This window comes from Bradyrhizobium sp. P3_C3 (assembly GCF_056402655.1).
The window spans coordinates 372,259-388,664 of the sequence record NZ_JBFUGY010000001.1 but is presented as its reverse complement, the minus strand read 5'-3'; the positions used below and the strand labels follow the sequence as shown (position 1 = coordinate 388,664).

The following is a 16,406-nucleotide window of genomic DNA, read 5'->3' as shown; positions in this document are numbered from 1 at the left end:
CCACAAGGCGTTGCATCGGGGCGCCGCCCCAAAACAAAAACCCCGGCATCGCTGCCGGGGTTTCGCATTCCGTATCGTATCTGAACGGCTGGATCAGAAGTCCATGCCGCCCATGCCGCCGCCCGGGGGCATCGCCGGACCGGCGCCGCCCTTCTTGGGCAGCTCGGCAACCATGGCTTCCGTGGTGATCAGGAGCGCGGCAACCGAGGCTGCGTTCTGGATCGCGGTACGGACCACCTTGGTCGGGTCGATGATGCCCTTGGTGACCAGGTTGACGTACTCGCCGGTCTGGGAGTCGAAGCCGTAAGCGTAGGTCTTGTTCTCCAGGATCTTGCCGACGATCACCGAACCGTCTTCACCGGCGTTGATCGCGATCTGGCGAGCGGGAGCCGACAGCGCCTTGCGCACGATCTCGACGCCGGTCTTCTGGTCGTCGTTCTTGGTGCGCAGACCCTTGAGCTGCTCGGAGGCACGGAGCAGGGCGACGCCGCCGCCCGGGACGATGCCTTCCTCGACCGCCGCGCGGGTCGCATGCATCGCGTCATCAACGCGATCCTTGCGCTCCTTCACCTCGACCTCGGTCGCGCCGCCGACGCGGATCACCGCGACGCCGCCTGCGAGCTTGGCGAGACGCTCCTGGAGCTTCTCACGGTCGTAGTCCGAGGTGGTCTCCTCGATCTGCGCCTTGATCTGGGCCACGCGCGCCTCGATGTCGGCCTTCTTGCCGGCGCCGTTGACGATCGTGGTGTTCTCCTTGTCGATCATCACCTTCTTGGCGCGACCGAGCATGTTGAGCGTGACGTTCTCGAGCTTGATGCCGAGATCTTCCGAGATCGCCTGGCCGCCGGTCAGGATCGCGATGTCCTGCAGCATGGCCTTACGGCGATCGCCGAAGCCCGGAGCCTTGACGGCCGCGACCTTCAGACCACCGCGCAGACGGTTCACGACGAGGGTCGCAAGCGCTTCGCCTTCGACGTCCTCGGCGACGATGACCAGCGGCTTGCCGGTCTGCACCACGGCCTCGAGCAGCGGCAGCAGCTCGTTCAGCGAGGAGAGCTTCTTCTCGTTGATGAGGATGTAGGCGTCGTCCATCTCAACGCGCATCTTGTCGGCGTTGGTGACGAAGTAGGGCGAGATGTAGCCGCGGTCGAACTGCATGCCCTCGACGACGTCGAGCTCGGTCTCGAGCGACTTGGCTTCCTCGACGGTGATGACACCCTCGTTGCCGACCTTCTTCATGGCGTCGGAGAGGAACTTGCCGATTTCGGCATCGCCGTTGGCGGAGATGGTGCCGACCTGGGCGATCTCGTCGTTCGAGGTGACCTTCTTGGAGTTCTTGACGAGGTCGGCGACCACGGCTTCCACGGCCAGGTCGATACCACGCTTCAGGTCCATCGGGTTCATGCCGGCGGCAACCGACTTTGCGCCTTCACGAACGATCGCAGCCGCGAGCACGGTTGCGGTGGTGGTGCCATCGCCGGCCGCGTCAGCCGACTTGGAGGCGACTTCGCGCACCATCTGCGCGCCCATGTTCTCGAACTTGTCGTCGAGCTCGATCTCCTTGGCGACGGTGACGCCGTCCTTGGTGATGCGGGGAGCGCCGAACGACTTGTCGAGGACGACGTTGCGGCCCTTGGGGCCGAGCGTCACCTTGACGGCGTTGGCGAGGATGTCGACGCCACGCAGCATCTTGTCGCGTGCATCGACGCCGAATTTGACTTCTTTAGCTGACATCTGGATTTTTCCTTAGGTGTTTAGCTGGTGGGGAGAGGGGGCTCTTAGGCCGCCTTCTTCTTGGAAGCGGGGACGTCGAGGACGCCCATGATGTCGCTTTCCTTCATGATCAGCAGGTCGACGTTGTCGATCTTGACTTCAGTGCCGGACCACTTGCCGAACAGCACGCGGTCGCCGACCTTCAGGTCGATCGGGATCAGCTTGCCAGCTTCGTCGCGGCCACCGGGGCCGACGGCGACGACTTCGCCCTGCGAGGGCTTTTCCTTGGCAGTGTCGGGAATGATGATGCCGCCGGCGGTCTTCTCTTCTGCGTCGATACGCTTGACCACGACGCGGTCGTGAAGCGGACGGAATTTCATGCAGTCCTCCTAAGTAGTTGCACGGTATGGGAATTTTTTGGCGTTAGCAGTCTGTGCCCGCGAGTGCTAGCACAGGCGAGGCTGAAATAGGACAGGAATTTTGCGGGGGCAAGGGCTTCTAGCAGAAAAATCGGCACTCTGAAGGCCCGGGTGCCAGAATCTCTTTACCATCGTTAACCCGCCCGGTGACCGTATTAGCACGGAGCCGCCTCTGCTGCTAAAGCATTGAATTTCAACAGCTTGTTAAACTTTTAGGCTTGAGATGGATTGTCAGTTTGCGTCACATTTCTCTCATGTGAGCGCATCAGTACCGGGTGGCTCGTAAGGCGCACACCGACCAAGCCGCCCCTTGAATGCGCTCCTGCAAAGGAGGTTGGCATGGGCTTGCGGAGTGGGGGCGTTTCCGAAGATTTCCGGAAACAGCTTTTGGGTTACGGGCTGACGACGGCGCAAATTCTCTATCGGATGCCCGATCATCCCTCGCTTCTCCAGACCTACGTCTGGCAGAACTACGACATGTTTCCGAAATTTCCGGCGCTGAAGGATTTCCTGGCGTTCTGGCAGGAGAAGCTCGACGGTCCGCTCCATTCGGTGACCGTCGCGCATTCCAAGCTGATCAAGCCGGCCGAGCTGCGCGCCGTGGATGGCGTGTTCCGGCTGCATTGAACAGCGCGCCGGCATCGTAGAGTGGGCAAAGGCGCGCTCGCGCCGTGCCTACCATCTCTCCACGATTGCATCTGGCAATGGTGGGCACGCTTTCGCTTTGCCCACCCTACGATATCTCGTTCTGTGCTAGCCTCCGCCTATAACAACAGGGAGGCGGCCCATGGCCAAGAAAACAAAATCGCGCAGTGCAGCCCAGGCCGCGGTGAAGAAGCGGAGCGGAGCCAAGGCCGTGGCACGATCCTCGGCGCGCAAGGCGGTGAAGGCAAAGGCGCGCACGACACCGGCGAAGGCCGCTCCGAAAAAGCCCGCTCGTCCCAAGCAGCGCATCGCCATCAGCCATCACCGCGAGGAAGACTTCAAGGCCGACGGCCTGCGCGTCTACGCCAAGTATCGCGACCTCGGCATCGCCGAAGCCAGCCACGGCCTCGCGCAAGCCCACGTGATCCGCCTGCAAGGCCCCTGCGATCCGAACGAGGTGTCGAAGCTGCACTTCCACGACGTCGAATTCCAGATGGTCTACGTGCTCAAGGGCTGGGTGAAGACCTACATGGACGGCCAGGGCGAGACCTTGATGAAGGAAGGCAGCGCCTGGACCCAGCCGCCGAAGATCAAGCACATGATCCTGGATTATTCGGATGACGTGGAGCTGCTGGAGGTGATCCTGCCGGCGGAGTTCAGGACGGTGGAGTTGAAGGCGTAGGCGCGGTCTTTCCGCCGTCATTGCGAGGAGCCCGCGACAAAATTGCGAAGCAATTTTGCGCTGGCGACGAAGCAATCCAGAAATCTTTCCGCGGAGACGGTCTGGATTGCTTCGCTTCGCTCGCAATGACGGGTGGAGAGAGCCTAACTCAACACCCCCACGACCGCGCCCATCAGGCACGTCGTCAGCGTTCCCGAGACGATCGATTTCAGCCCGAGCGCGTTGATCTCCTCGCGCCGCTCCGGCGCCATCACCCCTAAGCCGCCGATCATGATGCCGAGGCTGGCGAAATTGGCGAAGCCGCACATTGCGTAGAGCATGATCAGGCGCGAGCGCGGATCGAGCGTATCGGGCGGCAGTTTCGAGAAGTCGACATAGGCGATCAGCTCGTTGAGCACGGTCTTGGTGCCCATCAGGCTGCCGGCGGTCACCGCCTGGTCCCAGGGCAATCCCATCAGCCAGCACACCGGCGCCATCACGACGCCGAGCAGGCGTTGCAGCGAGATCGCGGCGCCGCCGATATTGGGCAGCAGTCCGAGGACGGCATTGACGAGATAGACCAGTGCCACCAGCACCAGCAGCATGGCGACGATGTTGATCAGCAGTTCGATCCCCGCGCTCGTCCCCTTGACGATCGCATCCATCGGGCCGGAGACGTCCATCTCAGGATCCTCCAGCGCGCCGCCGGTGCGCTTGTCTGACGTCTCCGGCACCATGATCAGGCTGACGAGGATCGCGGCCGGCGCGCCCAGCACGGAGGCGATGACGAAATGCGCGGCGGCATCGGGAATGAGCGGCGCCAGCAGCGTCGCATAGAGCACCAGCACCGTGCCGGCGATGCCGGCCATGCCGCCGGTCATTACCAGGAACAATTCGCTGCGGGTCATCTGCGCCAGATAGGGCCGCACGAACAGCGGCGCCTCGACCATGCCGAGGAAGATGTTGGCCGCGGTCGAGAGCCCGACCGCGCCGCCGACGCCCAGCGTCCGCTCCAGCAGCCAGGCCATGCCGCGCACGACCGGCGGCAGCACGCGCCAGTAGAACAAGAGCGTCGTCAGCACGCTCATGACCAGCACGATCGGCAGCGCCTGGAACGCCAGGATGAAATCGGCGCCCGGCACCTTCAGATCGAAGGGCAGGGGACCGCCTCCGACATAGCCGAACACGAAGGAGGAGCCGGCGCGCGAGGCCGCCGAGATCGCGCCGACCGCGTCGTTGATGGCGCCGAAGGCGCGCGCGACGACGGGCACCTTCAGGAGCACGACCGCGGTGACGAAGGTTGCGACAAGCCCGATCGCTGCTTGGCGAGCCGAGGCCGCGCGGCGATTCTCGCTCAGCACCCAGGCGATCAATAGCAATGCGAAAACGCCGAGTGCCGATTGCAGCCGAAGCATGATGTCCCCAAACCCTCAATGATTATGGCCGCGCGTGCGTTGCAAACGCAATGCCGGAAGGCCGCCGGAGCCGCCCGCTGTTGACAAGCAGGCCTGCGTCAGCCACGCGGGGCGGGTCGAAATCAGGGGGCGGACGGTCCAAGCGTGACCCAAGAGGCGATGACAGAGCAGCCGATATCCTCGAATCCGCCGGTCACCGCCCGCGCACTTCTCTCCCACCGCGCATTCCTGTTCTTCCTGCTTTCGCGCAGCCTGTCGCGCTTTTCCAGCCAGATCGCGGCGGTCGCGATCGGCTGGCAGATCTATGATCTCACCGGCTCGGCCTTCGATCTCGGCATGGTCGGCCTCGTGCAGTTCCTGCCCACCGCGCTTCTGGTGTTCGTCGCCGGCCACGCCGCCGACCGTTTCGAGCGCAAGCGCGTGGTCCAGCTCTGCCAGCTCGTGGAAGCCGCCACCGCGCTCTATCTCGCAATCATCACCTATCTCGGCCTGGTCAGCGAGGTGCAGATCTTCATCGCGACCTTCGTGCTCGGCATTGCCGGCGCCTTCGAGAGCCCGACCACTGCGGCTCTCTTGCCGCTGATCGCGCCGCAGGGATCGCTCCAGCGCGCAACCGCAGTCGCGAGCGGCGCGGGGCAGGTCGCGACCATCACGGGTCCGGCGCTCGGCGGCTTTGCCTATGCGGTCGCGCCGCATCTTGCCTATGCCGTGATGCTGCTGTTCTGGATTCTCGGGATGATTTTGACTGGCTTCATCCGGCCGCGCCCGCAGGCGGTCTCCAAGGAGGGGACGGACGCCGACAACATCTTCGCCGGCGTCCGCTTCATCCGCAGCAATCCGGCGATCCTCGGCACCATCTCGCTCGATCTGTTTGCCGTGCTGTTCGGCGGCGTCACCGCGCTGTTGCCGATCTATGCCCGCGACATCCTCCAGACCGGCCCGATGGGGCTCGGGATCTTGCGCGCCGCGCCCGCGGTCGGTGCGCTGCTGATGACCATGGTGCTCGCGCGTCACGCCATCTCGCGGCATGTGGGCCTGCGCATGTTCCAGGCTGTGATCGTGTTCGGCGTCGCCACGGTCGTGTTCGCGCTGTCGTCGTGGATGTGGCTGTCGGTGTTGTCGCTCGCGGTTCTGGGCGCCGCCGACACGATCAGCGTCGTGATCCGCTTCTCGCTGGTGCAGCTCTCAACCCCCGACGAGATGCGCGGCCGGGTCGGCGCGGTGAACTTCCTCTTCATCAACGCCTCCAACCAGCTCGGCCAGTTCGAGAGCGGCGTCGCAGCCGCGCTGCTCGGCGCGATGCCTGCGGCCGTGCTCGGCGGCGTCTGCACCGTCGCGGTCGCGCTGCTGTGGATGAAGCTGTTTCCGGCGCTGCGGCAGGTGGAGAGCTTGGAGTAGGGCTCCGCTCTATCATCCGTCATTGCGAGCGCAGCGAAGCAATCCAGACTGCTACCGTGGAGGCGTGGTCTCTCACCAGGAGACCACGACGAGACTGCGTTGGTCGTCCCAGTTGTCGAGAAAGCTGGTTCGGAAATCCTGCTGTGCCTCAGCAATCGTTAGTTCGAATATTCTCTGCGCGTACGACTTTTCAACGAACATCCCGTCCGGGAGAAATTCGTTGAAAAAGGCGTCAGCGACGGCGTTTCTTTGATACCCGATCTGTTTGGTGTAGACGACATCCTCCAATCTATCGATCATCGGATACTGCTTGATCTTGAAGGTCTTCAATCTCTTCAAGACATTTGGCGGCAGTTGCGGCTTCGGCGCGAAAAAGCTTCTCTTGTCGGTAAAGTATAGACCCGTCTGGGTCGGGTTCATCGGATCCGATTCGCCTGTGGGGCAGAAATAAAAGCTGTCGGAGAATTTTCCGATCCCTGACAGCTCCCGTTGATGAAGGGCTTGATAGTAGTCTCGCGCGGAGAATCCGTGATCGGAAAGAAGCCGCTCAAAGTCGATATACTGATTTGTTTTCTTGCGGCTGAATTGAACGATCTTCTGAAGTTGAGCCTGCTCGACGTCGATGATGACAGGAAAATCAGTGACGTCATCGTCGATGTGAAGATGATATATGTCCAAACCCATTTGTACCGTTCCGAACGATTTGCGGAGCCGCCGGGTAATGGCCGGGATTATGGCTCTACCCTAGGTGGCTCATACCTTAGTTCGGGATTGTGACATGCTTTCTCGCTGTTTCCCGGCTCTGCGCGCGTGTAAGGACGATTGTCGAGGCGGGGCCAGGACTTATTCCGTCTCACCCGCTTGCGGGGAGACTTCGCGGCGCCTTGACGCCTACTGTGCATGGGGTTGTTTTTCAGTTTTTTGAGTCAGGCCCTCTCCCCGCAAGCGAGGAGAGGGAAGAGAGGTCTTCAGCCCCGTCCGACAAACGGCATCTTGGTGGCCATGACGGTCATCGTCAGCACGTTGGCATCGAGCGGCAGGCCGGCCATGTAGGCGACGGCGTCGCCGACCGCCTTGGCGTCCATGCGCGGCTCGTGCTTGGTGGTGCCGTCGGGCTGCAGCACGCCGGGGCCGTTGACCATGCGATCGGTCATGGGCGTGGCGGCATTGCCGATGTCGACCTGGCCGACCGCGATGTCGTACATGCGGCCGTCGAGGTTGGAGGCCTTGGTGAGGCCCGTGATGGCATGCTTGGTCGAGGTGTAGGCCGCCGAGAACGGACGCGGCGCGTGCGCCGAGATCGAGCCGTTGTTGATGATGCGGCCGCCGCGCGGGCTCTGGTCCTTCATGATGCGGAAGGCGTGCTGGGTGCACAGGAACGGGCCGGTGAGGTTGGTGTTCACCACCGCCTGCCACTGCTCGAGGCTGAGATCCTCGAAGTTCACCGCCGGCGCGCCCATGCCGGCATTGTTGAACAGCACGTCGAGCCGGCCGTAGGTCGCCTTCACCTTGTCGAACAGCGCGGCAATGGAGTCCGGCTTGGTCATGTCCGCGGTGACGCACAGGCTCTTGCCTGCGGGGCCGAGCTTTGCGGTCTCCTCGAGCATGTCGAGCCGGCGCCCGACCAGCACCACGGTGAAGCCGATGTTCATCAACGCCAGCGACGCCGCGCGCCCGACACCGGTGCCCGCGCCCGTCACCACTGCGATCTTGTTTGCTTCACTCATCGTTTCCTGCCTTTTCTCTCTTCAAGTTGGCTGTCAGGTTTTTGGTTCTTTTTCGTTCTTGTAGGGCGGCCGCGGAATGTTCTGATGCGCCGCGCGCAGGGCCGCCGACCAGCGCGAACGGAGGTCGTGGAAATAGGGCTCGCCGGCCTCGATGCGGTGGTTGAGATCGGCATCGCAGGCATCGCTACGCACCACCAGCACGTCGATCGGCAGGCCGACGCCGAGATTGGAGCGCATGGTCGAGTCCATCGAGATCAGGCCGGTCTTCAGCGCCTCGTACAGCTCGACGTCGTAATGCATGGCGCGGTCGAGCACCGGCTTGCCGTATTTGTGCTCGCCGATCTGCAGGTAGGGCGTGTCCGTGGTGCACTCGATGAAATTGCCGGCGGTGTAGACCATGAACAGGCGCATGCGCGCGCCCTTGATCTGGCCGCCGAAGAGGAAGGAGACGTCGAAGGAGACGTCTTCGGATCGCAGCGCCGGTCCTTCGGTCGCGTGCACCGCCCGGATCGCCCGACCGATGCGCTGGGCGGCCTGGAACATGGTCGGCGCGTTCATCAGCGTCTCGACCTCGCCCGTGGTGGGGTCCTCCAGGCCTTCGGTCAGCGTCGACAGCACCGACTGGCTGATGGCGAGGTTACCGGCGCTGGCGATCGCCATGATGCGGTCGCCGGGTTTGGAGAAGATGTGGAGCTTGCGGAAGGTCGAGACATTGTCGAGCCCGGCATTGGTTCGGGTGTCGGCGATCATCACCAGACCGTCCCGAACCAGGATTCCGCAACAATAGGTCATTTCCCGTCCCCGAACGCGTTTGCGCGGAATTACTAGCCAATTTCGGGGAGGCATGAAACCCCCGATTCCCCGGGGGAGGTCGTCATTCTCCGGCGAAACAGCTATCTCTGCCGCTCAGTCAGCGGCATCGACGAGAAACGCCTCGTCGACGGGGACGCCGAGCGCCGTGACCAGCCGGTTGGTCTCCGCGGCCATGCCGACGATGGCGAGCATCTCGCCATATTCGGCCTCGGTCATGCCCTTGGCCCGTGCGCCCGCGGTGTGCGAATGGATGCAATAGCTGCAGCCATGCGCGATCGAGACTGCGACATAGAGCATTTCCTTGATCTTGGGATCGAGCGCGCCGGGTGCCATCACCTCCTTGATGCTCTCCCAAGTCCGCCGCAGCGTCTTCGGATCATGCGCCAGCGCGCGCCAGAAATTGTTGACGAAGTCCGACTTCCGCACCTTGCGGATATCGTCGAAAACGGCGCGCGCCTCGGCGGAGAGTTCATCGTCCGAAAGCAGCTTTACGGTCGCCATGGGGTACCTCGCGGGGTCAGGTCTGATCCCGCGAGTGTAGCACGGCTCGAGCGCTCAGCCGGCATGTCCGGCCGCACGACGCAAGGCCAGCTTGCCGACGTCGACATATTGCCGCTGCTGCGCGTGAGCGTGCTGAGCTGCGACGTGAAGGTCGCGCAGGCGCCGCTGCAGCGGCGAACTGTCATAGACCACGCTGGCGCCGGCCAGCGCAAAGCAGGCATCCGCGATGCCGACGCAGGTCGTGGCGAGCCAGGTCGCGGACCGGGACCCCTCGATCATGAGGTCTTCGTCGTTCAGCGTTCCCGCCAGCGCGTGACGCCAGTGGCTGGCGGCCTGGACCTCATGAAACGCTTGCGCGGCCCCGAGGTCGGCGGAGATCCGGCCGAGATCGTACTGGAAGATCTCGGACTCCCGCATCGGCACGGCCGCGTACAATTGCTGCCTTCCGGTGCCCGCCAGCGCGAGCAGGTCATCGACGGTGCCCTCGGCCATGCCTACCGTGAATGCGCCGTGCACCAATGGCAGCCATTGGCGCAGCGCCCGATAGAGCGGACCCGACTGGCGCGGGCGGCATCGAGATCGAAGAAATTGGCCTCGGGAACCAGCGTCTCCCGCAGCGTGACGTGATGGCTGCCGGTGCCCTTGAGCCCCGCCGCGTGCCAAGTGTCCTCGATCTCCCAGTCGCGCGCCGGCAACACAACGACGCGAAGCAGCGGCTTGCCCTGCGGGCCGGGGACCGGCTTGCCATTTTCGGTGACAATGCAGAACCCGCCGATCCAGTCGGCGTGCGTGCAACCGCTGGCGAACGGCCAGCGGCCCTTGACGCGATAACCGTCGGCCACGCGCTCTGCCGTTCCACCCGGTTGGGATGAGCCGCAGATCGCCGTATCGGGTCCGTCCTGATAGATGCGCTGGTACAATTCCGGGGGTGACGCTGCGACGAAGAGGCTGCTGGCTCCGGCGACAGTCGCGATCCAGCCGATCGAGCCGTCGAGACGGGCCAGTGCCTTGATGACCTCCAGTCTGGCCGGAAAATCCAGCTCCAGCCCGCCATGGCTCCGCGCAACGAACATCCGGAAGAGCCCGATCGACCGCAGCCGTTCCACGAGGTCGGGCGGGACGCGGCGTGCGGCTTCGATCTCGGCGGCGCGGGCCTTGATCTCGGGAGCCAACTCCCGGATCCCCGCAAGCATGTCTTGGTGGGGATCGCGCAGGGGCACGGAATGCTTCTTGTTCTTTTCGTGAAGCCGCATCTGTCTCAACCTCTGTTGCGGAAACGGATCACAACGGAGGTTGAAGAGATGGCGCTACGGGACGGTTTCAGCGCGGGCCGTCGTCGATTACAGCTGTAACGCTGCGACGTGATTGCGCCGCAGATGCCTCGTGACGAGATACCGCAGCGCCTAGCTTTGCCGCTGTGACTGCGACTGCGATTGCCCGCCGCGGCCGGCCTGCTCGACCTTCACGGCCACCGTCAGCGTCTCCGCACCGCCGCCATAGCGGGTGCCGCGCACGGGGGCTGCGCCGAGATAGTCGAGCCCGATCGCAACGCGGACATGGGCGTCGGTGGTGCAGATGCAGTTGGCGGGATCGAAGCCGACCCAGCCGAGACCGTCGACGTAAGCTTCCGCCCAGGCATGGCCGGCATCCTGGTGCACCGTGCCGTCCGAGCGCAGGAAATGGCCGGAGACGAAGCGCGCCGGCACGCCGCCGCTGCGGGCGCAGGCGATGAAGATATGCGCGTAGTCCTGGCAGACGCCGCGCTTGAGCGTGAACGCTTCGGCCGCCGAGGTGCCGCTGTTGGTCGGATCCTCGTCGAAGGTCATGTGATCGCTGATTTGCGTCATCAGCGTGTGCAGGAAGCCGAGCGTGTCGCTCTCGGCCTCGCTGCGCAACTGCCGCGCGACCGCCGTCATCGCCGGATTGACGGTGGTGAGGTCGGTGGCGCGCAAGAACATGCCGGCCGGAAAGCGCTCGTCGGCGCCGCGCAGCACGCCGCCGGTGTCGTGGGTCTCGATCAGGCCCTCGGCGGTGATCTTGATGTCGCCGACGGGTCCGCAGGACAGCACATGGGTGACGTTGCCGAAGGCATCCTCATGGGTGTCGAGCTTGGTGTCAGTCGAGACGTCGATCTGCCACTCCGCCACATACTGCCCGTCATGGCTGCCGGGCGTCATGCGCAGGATCTGGATCACGCTGGTGGCCGGCGGCTCGTAGCGATAGGTCGTGGTGTGCAGGATTCGCAGGCGCATGGTGGACCGTGAAGTTAGTGGTTAGACCCGCTGCCTATTGCGAAGAAGCTCGTCATGCCCGGGCTTGTCCCGGCCATCCACGATCTTCCTCGCCGCGCAAAAGCAAGAACGTGGATGGCCGGGACAAGCCCGGCCATGACGATATCCCGTTTTCGTCAGCCGGGGGACATCAGATCAAATACTGCTTCGTGATGATTTCGCCCAGCCTGGAATTGTCCGTGATGAATTCCTGAATGAATTCATGCACGCCGTGCTGGAAAATGTCGTTCATATTGCTGTGTTCCAGCCGGTTGCGGATGCCGCGGGCATGGCGCTGGGCGGGGCCCTGGCGGCCGTAGGCGACGCCGATCTGGTCGAGGTTGCGCACGAGATTGCCGTAGCAGCTTGCCAGTGAGCGCGGCAGCGTGTCGTTGAGGATGAGCAGGTCCGCAATCAGCCACGGCTTCAGCGTCTCGCGATAGACCCAGTGATAGGCTGTCAGCGCCGAGACCGAGCGCAGGATCGAGCTCCACTGATAGAAGTCGAGCGGGCCGCCGACATGCTCCTCCTCGGGCAGCAGCACATGGTACTTCACGTCGAGGATGCGCGCGGTGTTGTCGGCGCGCTCCAGATGCACGCCCATCCGCGAGAACCAGTAGGCGTCGTTGCGCAGCATGGTCCGGTAGGCCGAGCCGTCGAAGCGCAGCGAAGTCTCCTGCACGAAGCGCAGGAATTTGGCGAGATCCTCGCGCGTGGAGGTGCCCTTGCTCCAGACCTCCTGGAGTTCGATCCAGGCCGAGTTGATGGTGTCCCACATCTCGCTGGTGAGCGCGGTGCGCACCGAGCGCGAGTTCAGCCGCGCCGCCTCGATGCAGTTCCTGATCGATGATGGATTGCTTGCCGAGAACGAGAGGTAGTCGACGACGTTGTGCTCGTTGGCGACTTCGTATTGCTGATAGAAGCTCGCGGCGACGCCGGCGGTGAGAAGCGCCGAGTCCCATTCATTGGTCTTGCCGATATAGGCGGCGGGAAGCGCGGTGACGCGCAGCGTCGCATCGATGGTGCGCGCGAGATATTCGGCCCGTTCGACATAGCGGGCGAGCCAGTAGAGGTTTTCGGCGGTACGCGACAGCATCTGACTACTCGTCCAGGATCCAGGTGTCTTTGGTGCCGCCGCCCTGGCTCGAATTCACCACCAGGGAGCCTTCCTTGAGCGCGACCCGTGTCAGCCCTCCGGGCACGATCGTGGTGCTCTTGCTGCCGGTGAGCACGAAGGGGCGCAGGTCAACGTGGCGTGGCGCGAGGCCGCTTGCCGTACAGGTCGGGCAGGTCGAGAGCGCCAGCGTCGGCTGCGCGATAAAACCTTCCGGCTCGCGCTTGAGCTTTTCGCGGAAGGCCTCGATCGTCGCTTTCGTCGCGGCGGGGCCGATCAGCATGCCGTAGCCGCCGGAGCCGTGGACCTCCTTCACGACGAGCTCGCCGAGATTGTCGAGCACATAGGCAAGGTCCTTCGGCTCGCGGCAACGCCACGTCGGCACGTTCTTCAGGATCGGCTCCTCGCCGAGATAGAATTTCACGATGTCCGGCATGTAGGAGTAGATCGCCTTGTCGTCGGCGATGCCGGTGCCGACCGCATTGGCGAGCGTGATGTTGCCGGCCGCATAGGCCGACATCAGCCCGGGCACGCCGAGCACGGAGTCGGGACGGAAGGTGAGGGGGTCGATGAAATCGTCGTCGACGCGGCGATAGATCACGTCGATCCGCTTCACTCCCTCGGTCGTCCGCATGAACACTTCGTTGTTCTTGACGATGAGATCGCGGCCTTCGACCAGTTCGATGCCGAGCTTGTCGGCAAGGAAGGAGTGCTCGTAGTAGGCCGAATTGTAGACGCCGGGCGTGAGCAGGGCGACGGTCGGCTCGCCGGAGGCGCCTTGCGGCGCCACCGAACGCAGCGCGGAGAGCAGTTCGTCCGGATAGCGTTCGACCGGAGCCACCCTGTGGCGGGCGAACAGGTCCGGAAACAACCGCATCATGATCTCGCGGTTTTCCAGCATGTAGGACACACCCGACGGCGTACGGGCATTGTCCTCCAGCACGATGAAGTCCTCGGCATCGATCCGGACGATGTCGATGCCGGCGATGTGCACGTAGACGTCGTGCGGCACCTGCTGGCCGTTCATCTCGGGGCGGAACACCGGGTTCTGGAAGATCAGGTCGTCGGGCACGACCTCGGCGCGCAGGATGTCGCGGCCGTGATAGATGTCGCGCAGGAACATGTTGAGCGCGCGCACGCGCTGCTTCAGGCCCTTCTCCAGCAACGCCCATTCCTTGCCGGACATGATTCGCGGGATCACGTCGAAGGGGATCAGGCGCTCGGTGGATTCGGAATCGCCATAGACGGCAAAGGTGATGCCGATGCGGCGGAACAGGAGCTCGGCCTCCTGGCGGCGATATTCGAGCGCCTCGGGAGGCGTCTCCTTGAGCCAGCGCGCCAGCTCCTGATAGGCGGGGCGAAGGTCCCCGCCGGGAATGTTCATTTCATCAAACGCGACTGCCATAGATCCCGACTTGTCTCCGCAAGGCGTTGCGCCATTCGACAGGTCGCTAGGCCTTGGTGAAGACCGCAACGTCCTGGCCATGCGGCAAGAGTGCATGACTCTGAGGAGGTAGCAAGGGCTGGGCCAGCGCGATAAGCATGGAGTTGTGGCATTTGCCGGGGACAGCCGGGAGGGTGCCTCAAAAAATGGCTGAGGACTGCTTATTTCGGCAGCAAAACCGCGTGACTTCAACGCGTTACCTCGGCAAAGTCGGGCCGACAGGTGAGGGACTTAAGGTATGAGCGACATCGTCACGGCGGGCATTCTGGTCATCGGGGATGAAATCCTGTCCGGCCGCACCAAGGACAAGAATATCGGCTTCATCGCCGAATACCTGACCAATATCGGCATCGACCTGAAGGAAGTCCGGGTCGTCTCCGACGACGAGGACGACATCATCGCGGCGTTGGATGCACTGCGGCATCGCTACGCCTATGTCTTCACCACCGGCGGCATCGGGCCAACCCATGACGACATCACCGCCGACAGCGTCGCCAAGGCGTTCGGCGTCGGCATCGACCACCATCCGGAGGTCGTCGCCCGCTTCCGCGAGCGCTGGAGCGAGCAGGACCTCAACGAGGCCCGCCTGCGCATGGCCCGCATCCCCGATGGCGCCGAGCTGATCCAGAGCGCGACCATCCTCGCCCCCGGCTTCAAGATCGGCAACGTCATCGTGATGGCCGGCGTGCCCTCGATCATGCAGGCGATGATGGACATCGTCTCGCCCAAGCTGAAGTCGGGCGTGCGTATGCTCTCCGAATCGGTCCGCGCCAATGCGCGCGAAGGTGACATCGGCAGCCCGCTGCGCGCGATCGCCGCCGCCCATCCCGACACCATCATCGGCAGCTATCCGTTCATGGACGAAGATCAGAAGCCGAACACCAATCTGGTGGTGCGCTCGCGCGACGCGGACAAGCTGGCAGCGGCGATGGCGGCGGTGAAGGAAATGCTGGCGGGATTGAACATCACCCGGTAGCAGAATGGCTGCCGGATGAAGATTGGCAGGAGACAACAATGGCTGGCGAAGCACCGGAACTGAGCGCGCAGGAGCGGGCCGGCAAGGCCTTTCCTGTTTCGTGGGACCAGTTCCACCGCGACTGCCGGGCGCTGACCTGGCGGCTCAACGAGGTCGGCCCGTTCCACGCCGTCATCGCGATCACCCGCGGCGGGCTGGTGCCGGCCGCGATCGTGGCGCGCGAGCTCGGTGTCCGCATCATCGATACGGTCTGCATCGCCAGCTACGACCACGACAAGCAGGGCGAGCTCCAGGTCCTCAAGGGCATGTCCGAGGCGGCGATGAAGCTCGGCGGCGGCACCGGCAAGGGGCTTCTGATCGTCGACGACCTCGTCGACACCGGCAAGACCGGCAGGCTGGTACGCGACATGCTGCCCGATGCGCATTTCGCCACCGTCTACGCCAAGCCGAAGGGACGCCCGCTGGTCGACACCTTCATCACGGAGGTCTCGCAGGACACCTGGATCTTCTTCCCCTGGGACACCGCGCTGTCCTACCACCCGCCGCTGCGCGACGGCGCGGCGTGAGGGAAGCGACGAAGCAAGCCAGACGATTTCCGCAGACGCATTTCTGGATTGTCTCGCTTCGCTCGCAATGACAGGTGGAGGTGGCCATGCCCCTGCAAAACCGTGTCACGCCGACCGGCGACATCATCGCCACGCCGCACCGTGGCCTGTTCACCGGCAATCGCGGCATCATCCATGATCCCGCGACCAGGACGCTGCTCAAGAAGCGGTGGTCGTCGCCGGCCTGGCTCACCTGTGTTTGCGAATTCCGCGGCCGCCGTCGCGAGGTGATGACGACGCACAGCTGGACCGAGCTGTTCTTCCTCGACGAGGCCACCGCGCTCGCCGCCGGCCATCGCCCCTGCTTCTACTGCCGCCGTGACGATGCCAATCGCTTCCGGGCTGCGTGGGAGAAGGGCAACCGCGTCCGTGATGTCCGCATGCACGATATCGACACGGTGCTGCACCACGAGCGGCTCGATCACGGCAAGAAGCGGCTTCATGCGCTGCTGGTGCCGCTCGACCAGCTTCCAGACGGCGCGATGCTGCAGCAGGGCGAGGAAAGCTTTCTGCTGATGCAGGGCGGGGCGCTGCTGTGGTCGACGGCGGGTTATGTTGAAGGCGCGCGAGAGCTTGACGATGCGCGGTTGCTGACCCCGCCATCGACGCTGCGCGCGATGAGCGCCGGCTATGAGGTCACATTGCACCCCAGCGCGCACCGCGCCTGACCGTCCCCGCAAGGGGGAGGGAACGCAGCGAGCGTGT

The 16,406-nt window shown here is 63.9% G+C and carries 18 protein-coding genes; 6 read left to right on the top strand and 12 right to left on the bottom strand.

The window, feature by feature from the left end; all coding sequences use genetic code 11:
* Positions 1-93: 93 nt before the first annotated feature.
* A complete protein-coding gene (groL, locus tag AC1DW2_RS02125; protein WP_071912538.1) occupies positions 94-1,734 on the bottom strand; it encodes a chaperonin GroEL in 1,641 nt (546 codons plus the stop codon).
* Between the two features lie 44 nt (positions 1,735-1,778).
* Positions 1,779-2,093 carry a co-chaperone GroES gene (locus tag AC1DW2_RS02120; RefSeq protein WP_008139213.1) on the bottom strand — a complete coding sequence of 105 codons (315 nt, stop codon included), beginning with the start codon at positions 2,091-2,093 and terminating at the stop codon, positions 1,779-1,781.
* 378 nt (positions 2,094-2,471) lie between these two features.
* On the opposite strand from AC1DW2_RS02120, the gene AC1DW2_RS02115 reads away from it, so the two are divergent.
* Together AC1DW2_RS02115 and AC1DW2_RS02110 are read left to right on the top strand one after the other, a co-directional pair.
* A complete protein-coding gene (locus tag AC1DW2_RS02115; protein WP_014494242.1) occupies positions 2,472-2,759 on the top strand; it encodes an usg protein in 288 nt (95 codons plus the stop codon).
* 160 nt (positions 2,760-2,919) lie between these two features.
* A complete protein-coding gene (locus tag AC1DW2_RS02110) occupies positions 2,920-3,459 on the top strand; it encodes a cupin domain-containing protein (RefSeq protein ID WP_166091685.1) in 540 nt (179 codons plus the stop codon).
* A gap of 143 nt (positions 3,460-3,602) precedes the next feature.
* On the opposite strand, the gene AC1DW2_RS02105 is transcribed toward AC1DW2_RS02110, so the two are convergent.
* Positions 3,603-4,853 carry a NupC/NupG family nucleoside CNT transporter gene (locus AC1DW2_RS02105; RefSeq protein WP_477005133.1) on the bottom strand — a complete coding sequence of 417 codons (1,251 nt, stop codon included), beginning with the start codon at positions 4,851-4,853 and terminating at the stop codon, positions 3,603-3,605.
* 159 nt (positions 4,854-5,012) lie between these two features.
* Here AC1DW2_RS02105 and AC1DW2_RS02100 point away from each other — a divergent pair, with 159 nt between their 5' ends.
* Positions 5,013-6,251: an MFS transporter gene (locus tag AC1DW2_RS02100; protein WP_439035164.1), complete on the top strand. Its 1,239-nt coding sequence runs from the start codon at positions 5,013-5,015 to the stop codon at positions 6,249-6,251.
* Between the two features lie 72 nt (positions 6,252-6,323).
* Here AC1DW2_RS02100 and AC1DW2_RS02095 read toward each other — a convergent pair whose 3' ends face one another.
* From AC1DW2_RS02095 to AC1DW2_RS02055, 9 genes are all read right to left on the bottom strand, one after another.
* Positions 6,324-6,935: a hypothetical protein gene (locus AC1DW2_RS02095; RefSeq protein WP_166091693.1), complete on the bottom strand. Its 612-nt coding sequence runs from the start codon at positions 6,933-6,935 to the stop codon at positions 6,324-6,326.
* Between the two features lie 284 nt (positions 6,936-7,219).
* The gene (locus AC1DW2_RS02090) at positions 7,220-7,978 is read right to left on the bottom strand and encodes an SDR family oxidoreductase (protein WP_028150002.1); all 759 of its coding nucleotides are present in this window, start codon (positions 7,976-7,978) and stop codon (positions 7,220-7,222) included.
* Positions 7,979-8,011: 33 nt separating this feature from the next.
* The gene (locus AC1DW2_RS02085) at positions 8,012-8,770 is read right to left on the bottom strand and encodes a proteasome-type protease (RefSeq protein ID WP_028154691.1); all 759 of its coding nucleotides are present in this window, start codon (positions 8,768-8,770) and stop codon (positions 8,012-8,014) included.
* A 114-nt stretch (positions 8,771-8,884) separates the two neighbouring features.
* Positions 8,885-9,292, bottom strand: coding sequence for a carboxymuconolactone decarboxylase family protein (locus AC1DW2_RS02080; protein ID WP_028154692.1), 408 nt, complete (start codon positions 9,290-9,292; stop codon positions 8,885-8,887).
* 54 nt (positions 9,293-9,346) lie between these two features.
* Entirely contained in the window at positions 9,347-9,784 is a 438-nt protein-coding gene (locus AC1DW2_RS02075) for an acyl-CoA dehydrogenase family protein (RefSeq protein ID WP_477005132.1), read from the bottom strand.
* A gap of 2 nt (positions 9,785-9,786) precedes the next feature.
* Entirely contained in the window at positions 9,787-10,512 is a 726-nt protein-coding gene (locus tag AC1DW2_RS02070; RefSeq protein WP_477005131.1) for an acyl-CoA dehydrogenase family protein, read from the bottom strand.
* 183 nt (positions 10,513-10,695) lie between these two features.
* A complete protein-coding gene (locus AC1DW2_RS02065; RefSeq protein WP_063982452.1) occupies positions 10,696-11,544 on the bottom strand; it encodes a transglutaminase family protein in 849 nt (282 codons plus the stop codon).
* A gap of 169 nt (positions 11,545-11,713) precedes the next feature.
* Positions 11,714-12,658 (bottom strand): alpha-E domain-containing protein, encoded by a 945-nt coding sequence (locus AC1DW2_RS02060; RefSeq protein ID WP_028150006.1) that lies wholly within the window; start codon positions 12,656-12,658, stop codon positions 11,714-11,716.
* Positions 12,659-12,662: 4 nt separating this feature from the next.
* Positions 12,663-14,081, bottom strand: coding sequence for a circularly permuted type 2 ATP-grasp protein (locus tag AC1DW2_RS02055; RefSeq protein ID WP_354102221.1), 1,419 nt, complete (start codon positions 14,079-14,081; stop codon positions 12,663-12,665).
* A gap of 277 nt (positions 14,082-14,358) precedes the next feature.
* On the opposite strand from AC1DW2_RS02055, the gene AC1DW2_RS02050 reads away from it, so the two are divergent.
* The 3 genes from AC1DW2_RS02050 (at position 14,359) to AC1DW2_RS02040 (ending at position 16,369) form a co-directional block, all read left to right on the top strand.
* Positions 14,359-15,096: a competence/damage-inducible protein A gene (locus AC1DW2_RS02050; RefSeq protein ID WP_166091725.1), complete on the top strand. Its 738-nt coding sequence runs from the start codon at positions 14,359-14,361 to the stop codon at positions 15,094-15,096.
* Between the two features lie 38 nt (positions 15,097-15,134).
* The gene (gene gpt, locus AC1DW2_RS02045) at positions 15,135-15,662 is read left to right on the top strand and encodes a xanthine phosphoribosyltransferase (RefSeq protein WP_028150009.1); all 528 of its coding nucleotides are present in this window, start codon (positions 15,135-15,137) and stop codon (positions 15,660-15,662) included.
* An 86-nt stretch (positions 15,663-15,748) separates the two neighbouring features.
* Complete coding sequence (locus AC1DW2_RS02040) at positions 15,749-16,369, top strand: hypothetical protein (RefSeq protein ID WP_208087546.1); 621 nt, start codon at positions 15,749-15,751, stop codon at positions 16,367-16,369.
* Positions 16,370-16,406 lie beyond the last annotated feature (37 nt).

Coding starts and splice junctions, on each gene's coding strand:
- groL (WP_071912538.1), bottom strand. CDS start 1,734: ATGTCAGCTAAAGAAGTCAAATTCGGCGTCGATGCACGCGACAAGATG.
- AC1DW2_RS02120 (WP_008139213.1), bottom strand. CDS start 2,093: ATGAAATTCCGTCCGCTTCACGACCGCGTCGTGGTCAAGCGTATCGAC.
- AC1DW2_RS02115 (WP_014494242.1), top strand. CDS start 2,472: ATGGGCTTGCGGAGTGGGGGCGTTTCCGAAGATTTCCGGAAACAGCTT.
- AC1DW2_RS02110 (WP_166091685.1), top strand. CDS start 2,920: ATGGCCAAGAAAACAAAATCGCGCAGTGCAGCCCAGGCCGCGGTGAAG.
- AC1DW2_RS02105 (WP_477005133.1), bottom strand. CDS start 4,853: ATGCTTCGGCTGCAATCGGCACTCGGCGTTTTCGCATTGCTATTGATC.
- AC1DW2_RS02100 (WP_439035164.1), top strand. CDS start 5,013: ATGACAGAGCAGCCGATATCCTCGAATCCGCCGGTCACCGCCCGCGCA.
- AC1DW2_RS02095 (WP_166091693.1), bottom strand. CDS start 6,935: ATGGGTTTGGACATATATCATCTTCACATCGACGATGACGTCACTGAT.
- AC1DW2_RS02090 (WP_028150002.1), bottom strand. CDS start 7,978: ATGAGTGAAGCAAACAAGATCGCAGTGGTGACGGGCGCGGGCACCGGT.
- AC1DW2_RS02085 (WP_028154691.1), bottom strand. CDS start 8,770: ATGACCTATTGTTGCGGAATCCTGGTTCGGGACGGTCTGGTGATGATC.
- AC1DW2_RS02080 (WP_028154692.1), bottom strand. CDS start 9,292: ATGGCGACCGTAAAGCTGCTTTCGGACGATGAACTCTCCGCCGAGGCG.
- AC1DW2_RS02075 (WP_477005132.1), bottom strand. CDS start 9,784: ATGGCCGAGGGCACCGTCGATGACCTGCTCGCGCTGGCGGGCACCGGA.
- AC1DW2_RS02065 (WP_063982452.1), bottom strand. CDS start 11,544: ATGCGCCTGCGAATCCTGCACACCACGACCTATCGCTACGAGCCGCCG.
- AC1DW2_RS02060 (WP_028150006.1), bottom strand. CDS start 12,658: ATGCTGTCGCGTACCGCCGAAAACCTCTACTGGCTCGCCCGCTATGTC.
- AC1DW2_RS02055 (WP_354102221.1), bottom strand. CDS start 14,081: ATGGCAGTCGCGTTTGATGAAATGAACATTCCCGGCGGGGACCTTCGC.
- AC1DW2_RS02050 (WP_166091725.1), top strand. CDS start 14,359: ATGAGCGACATCGTCACGGCGGGCATTCTGGTCATCGGGGATGAAATC.
- gpt (WP_028150009.1), top strand. CDS start 15,135: ATGGCTGGCGAAGCACCGGAACTGAGCGCGCAGGAGCGGGCCGGCAAG.
- AC1DW2_RS02040 (WP_208087546.1), top strand. CDS start 15,749: ATGCCCCTGCAAAACCGTGTCACGCCGACCGGCGACATCATCGCCACG.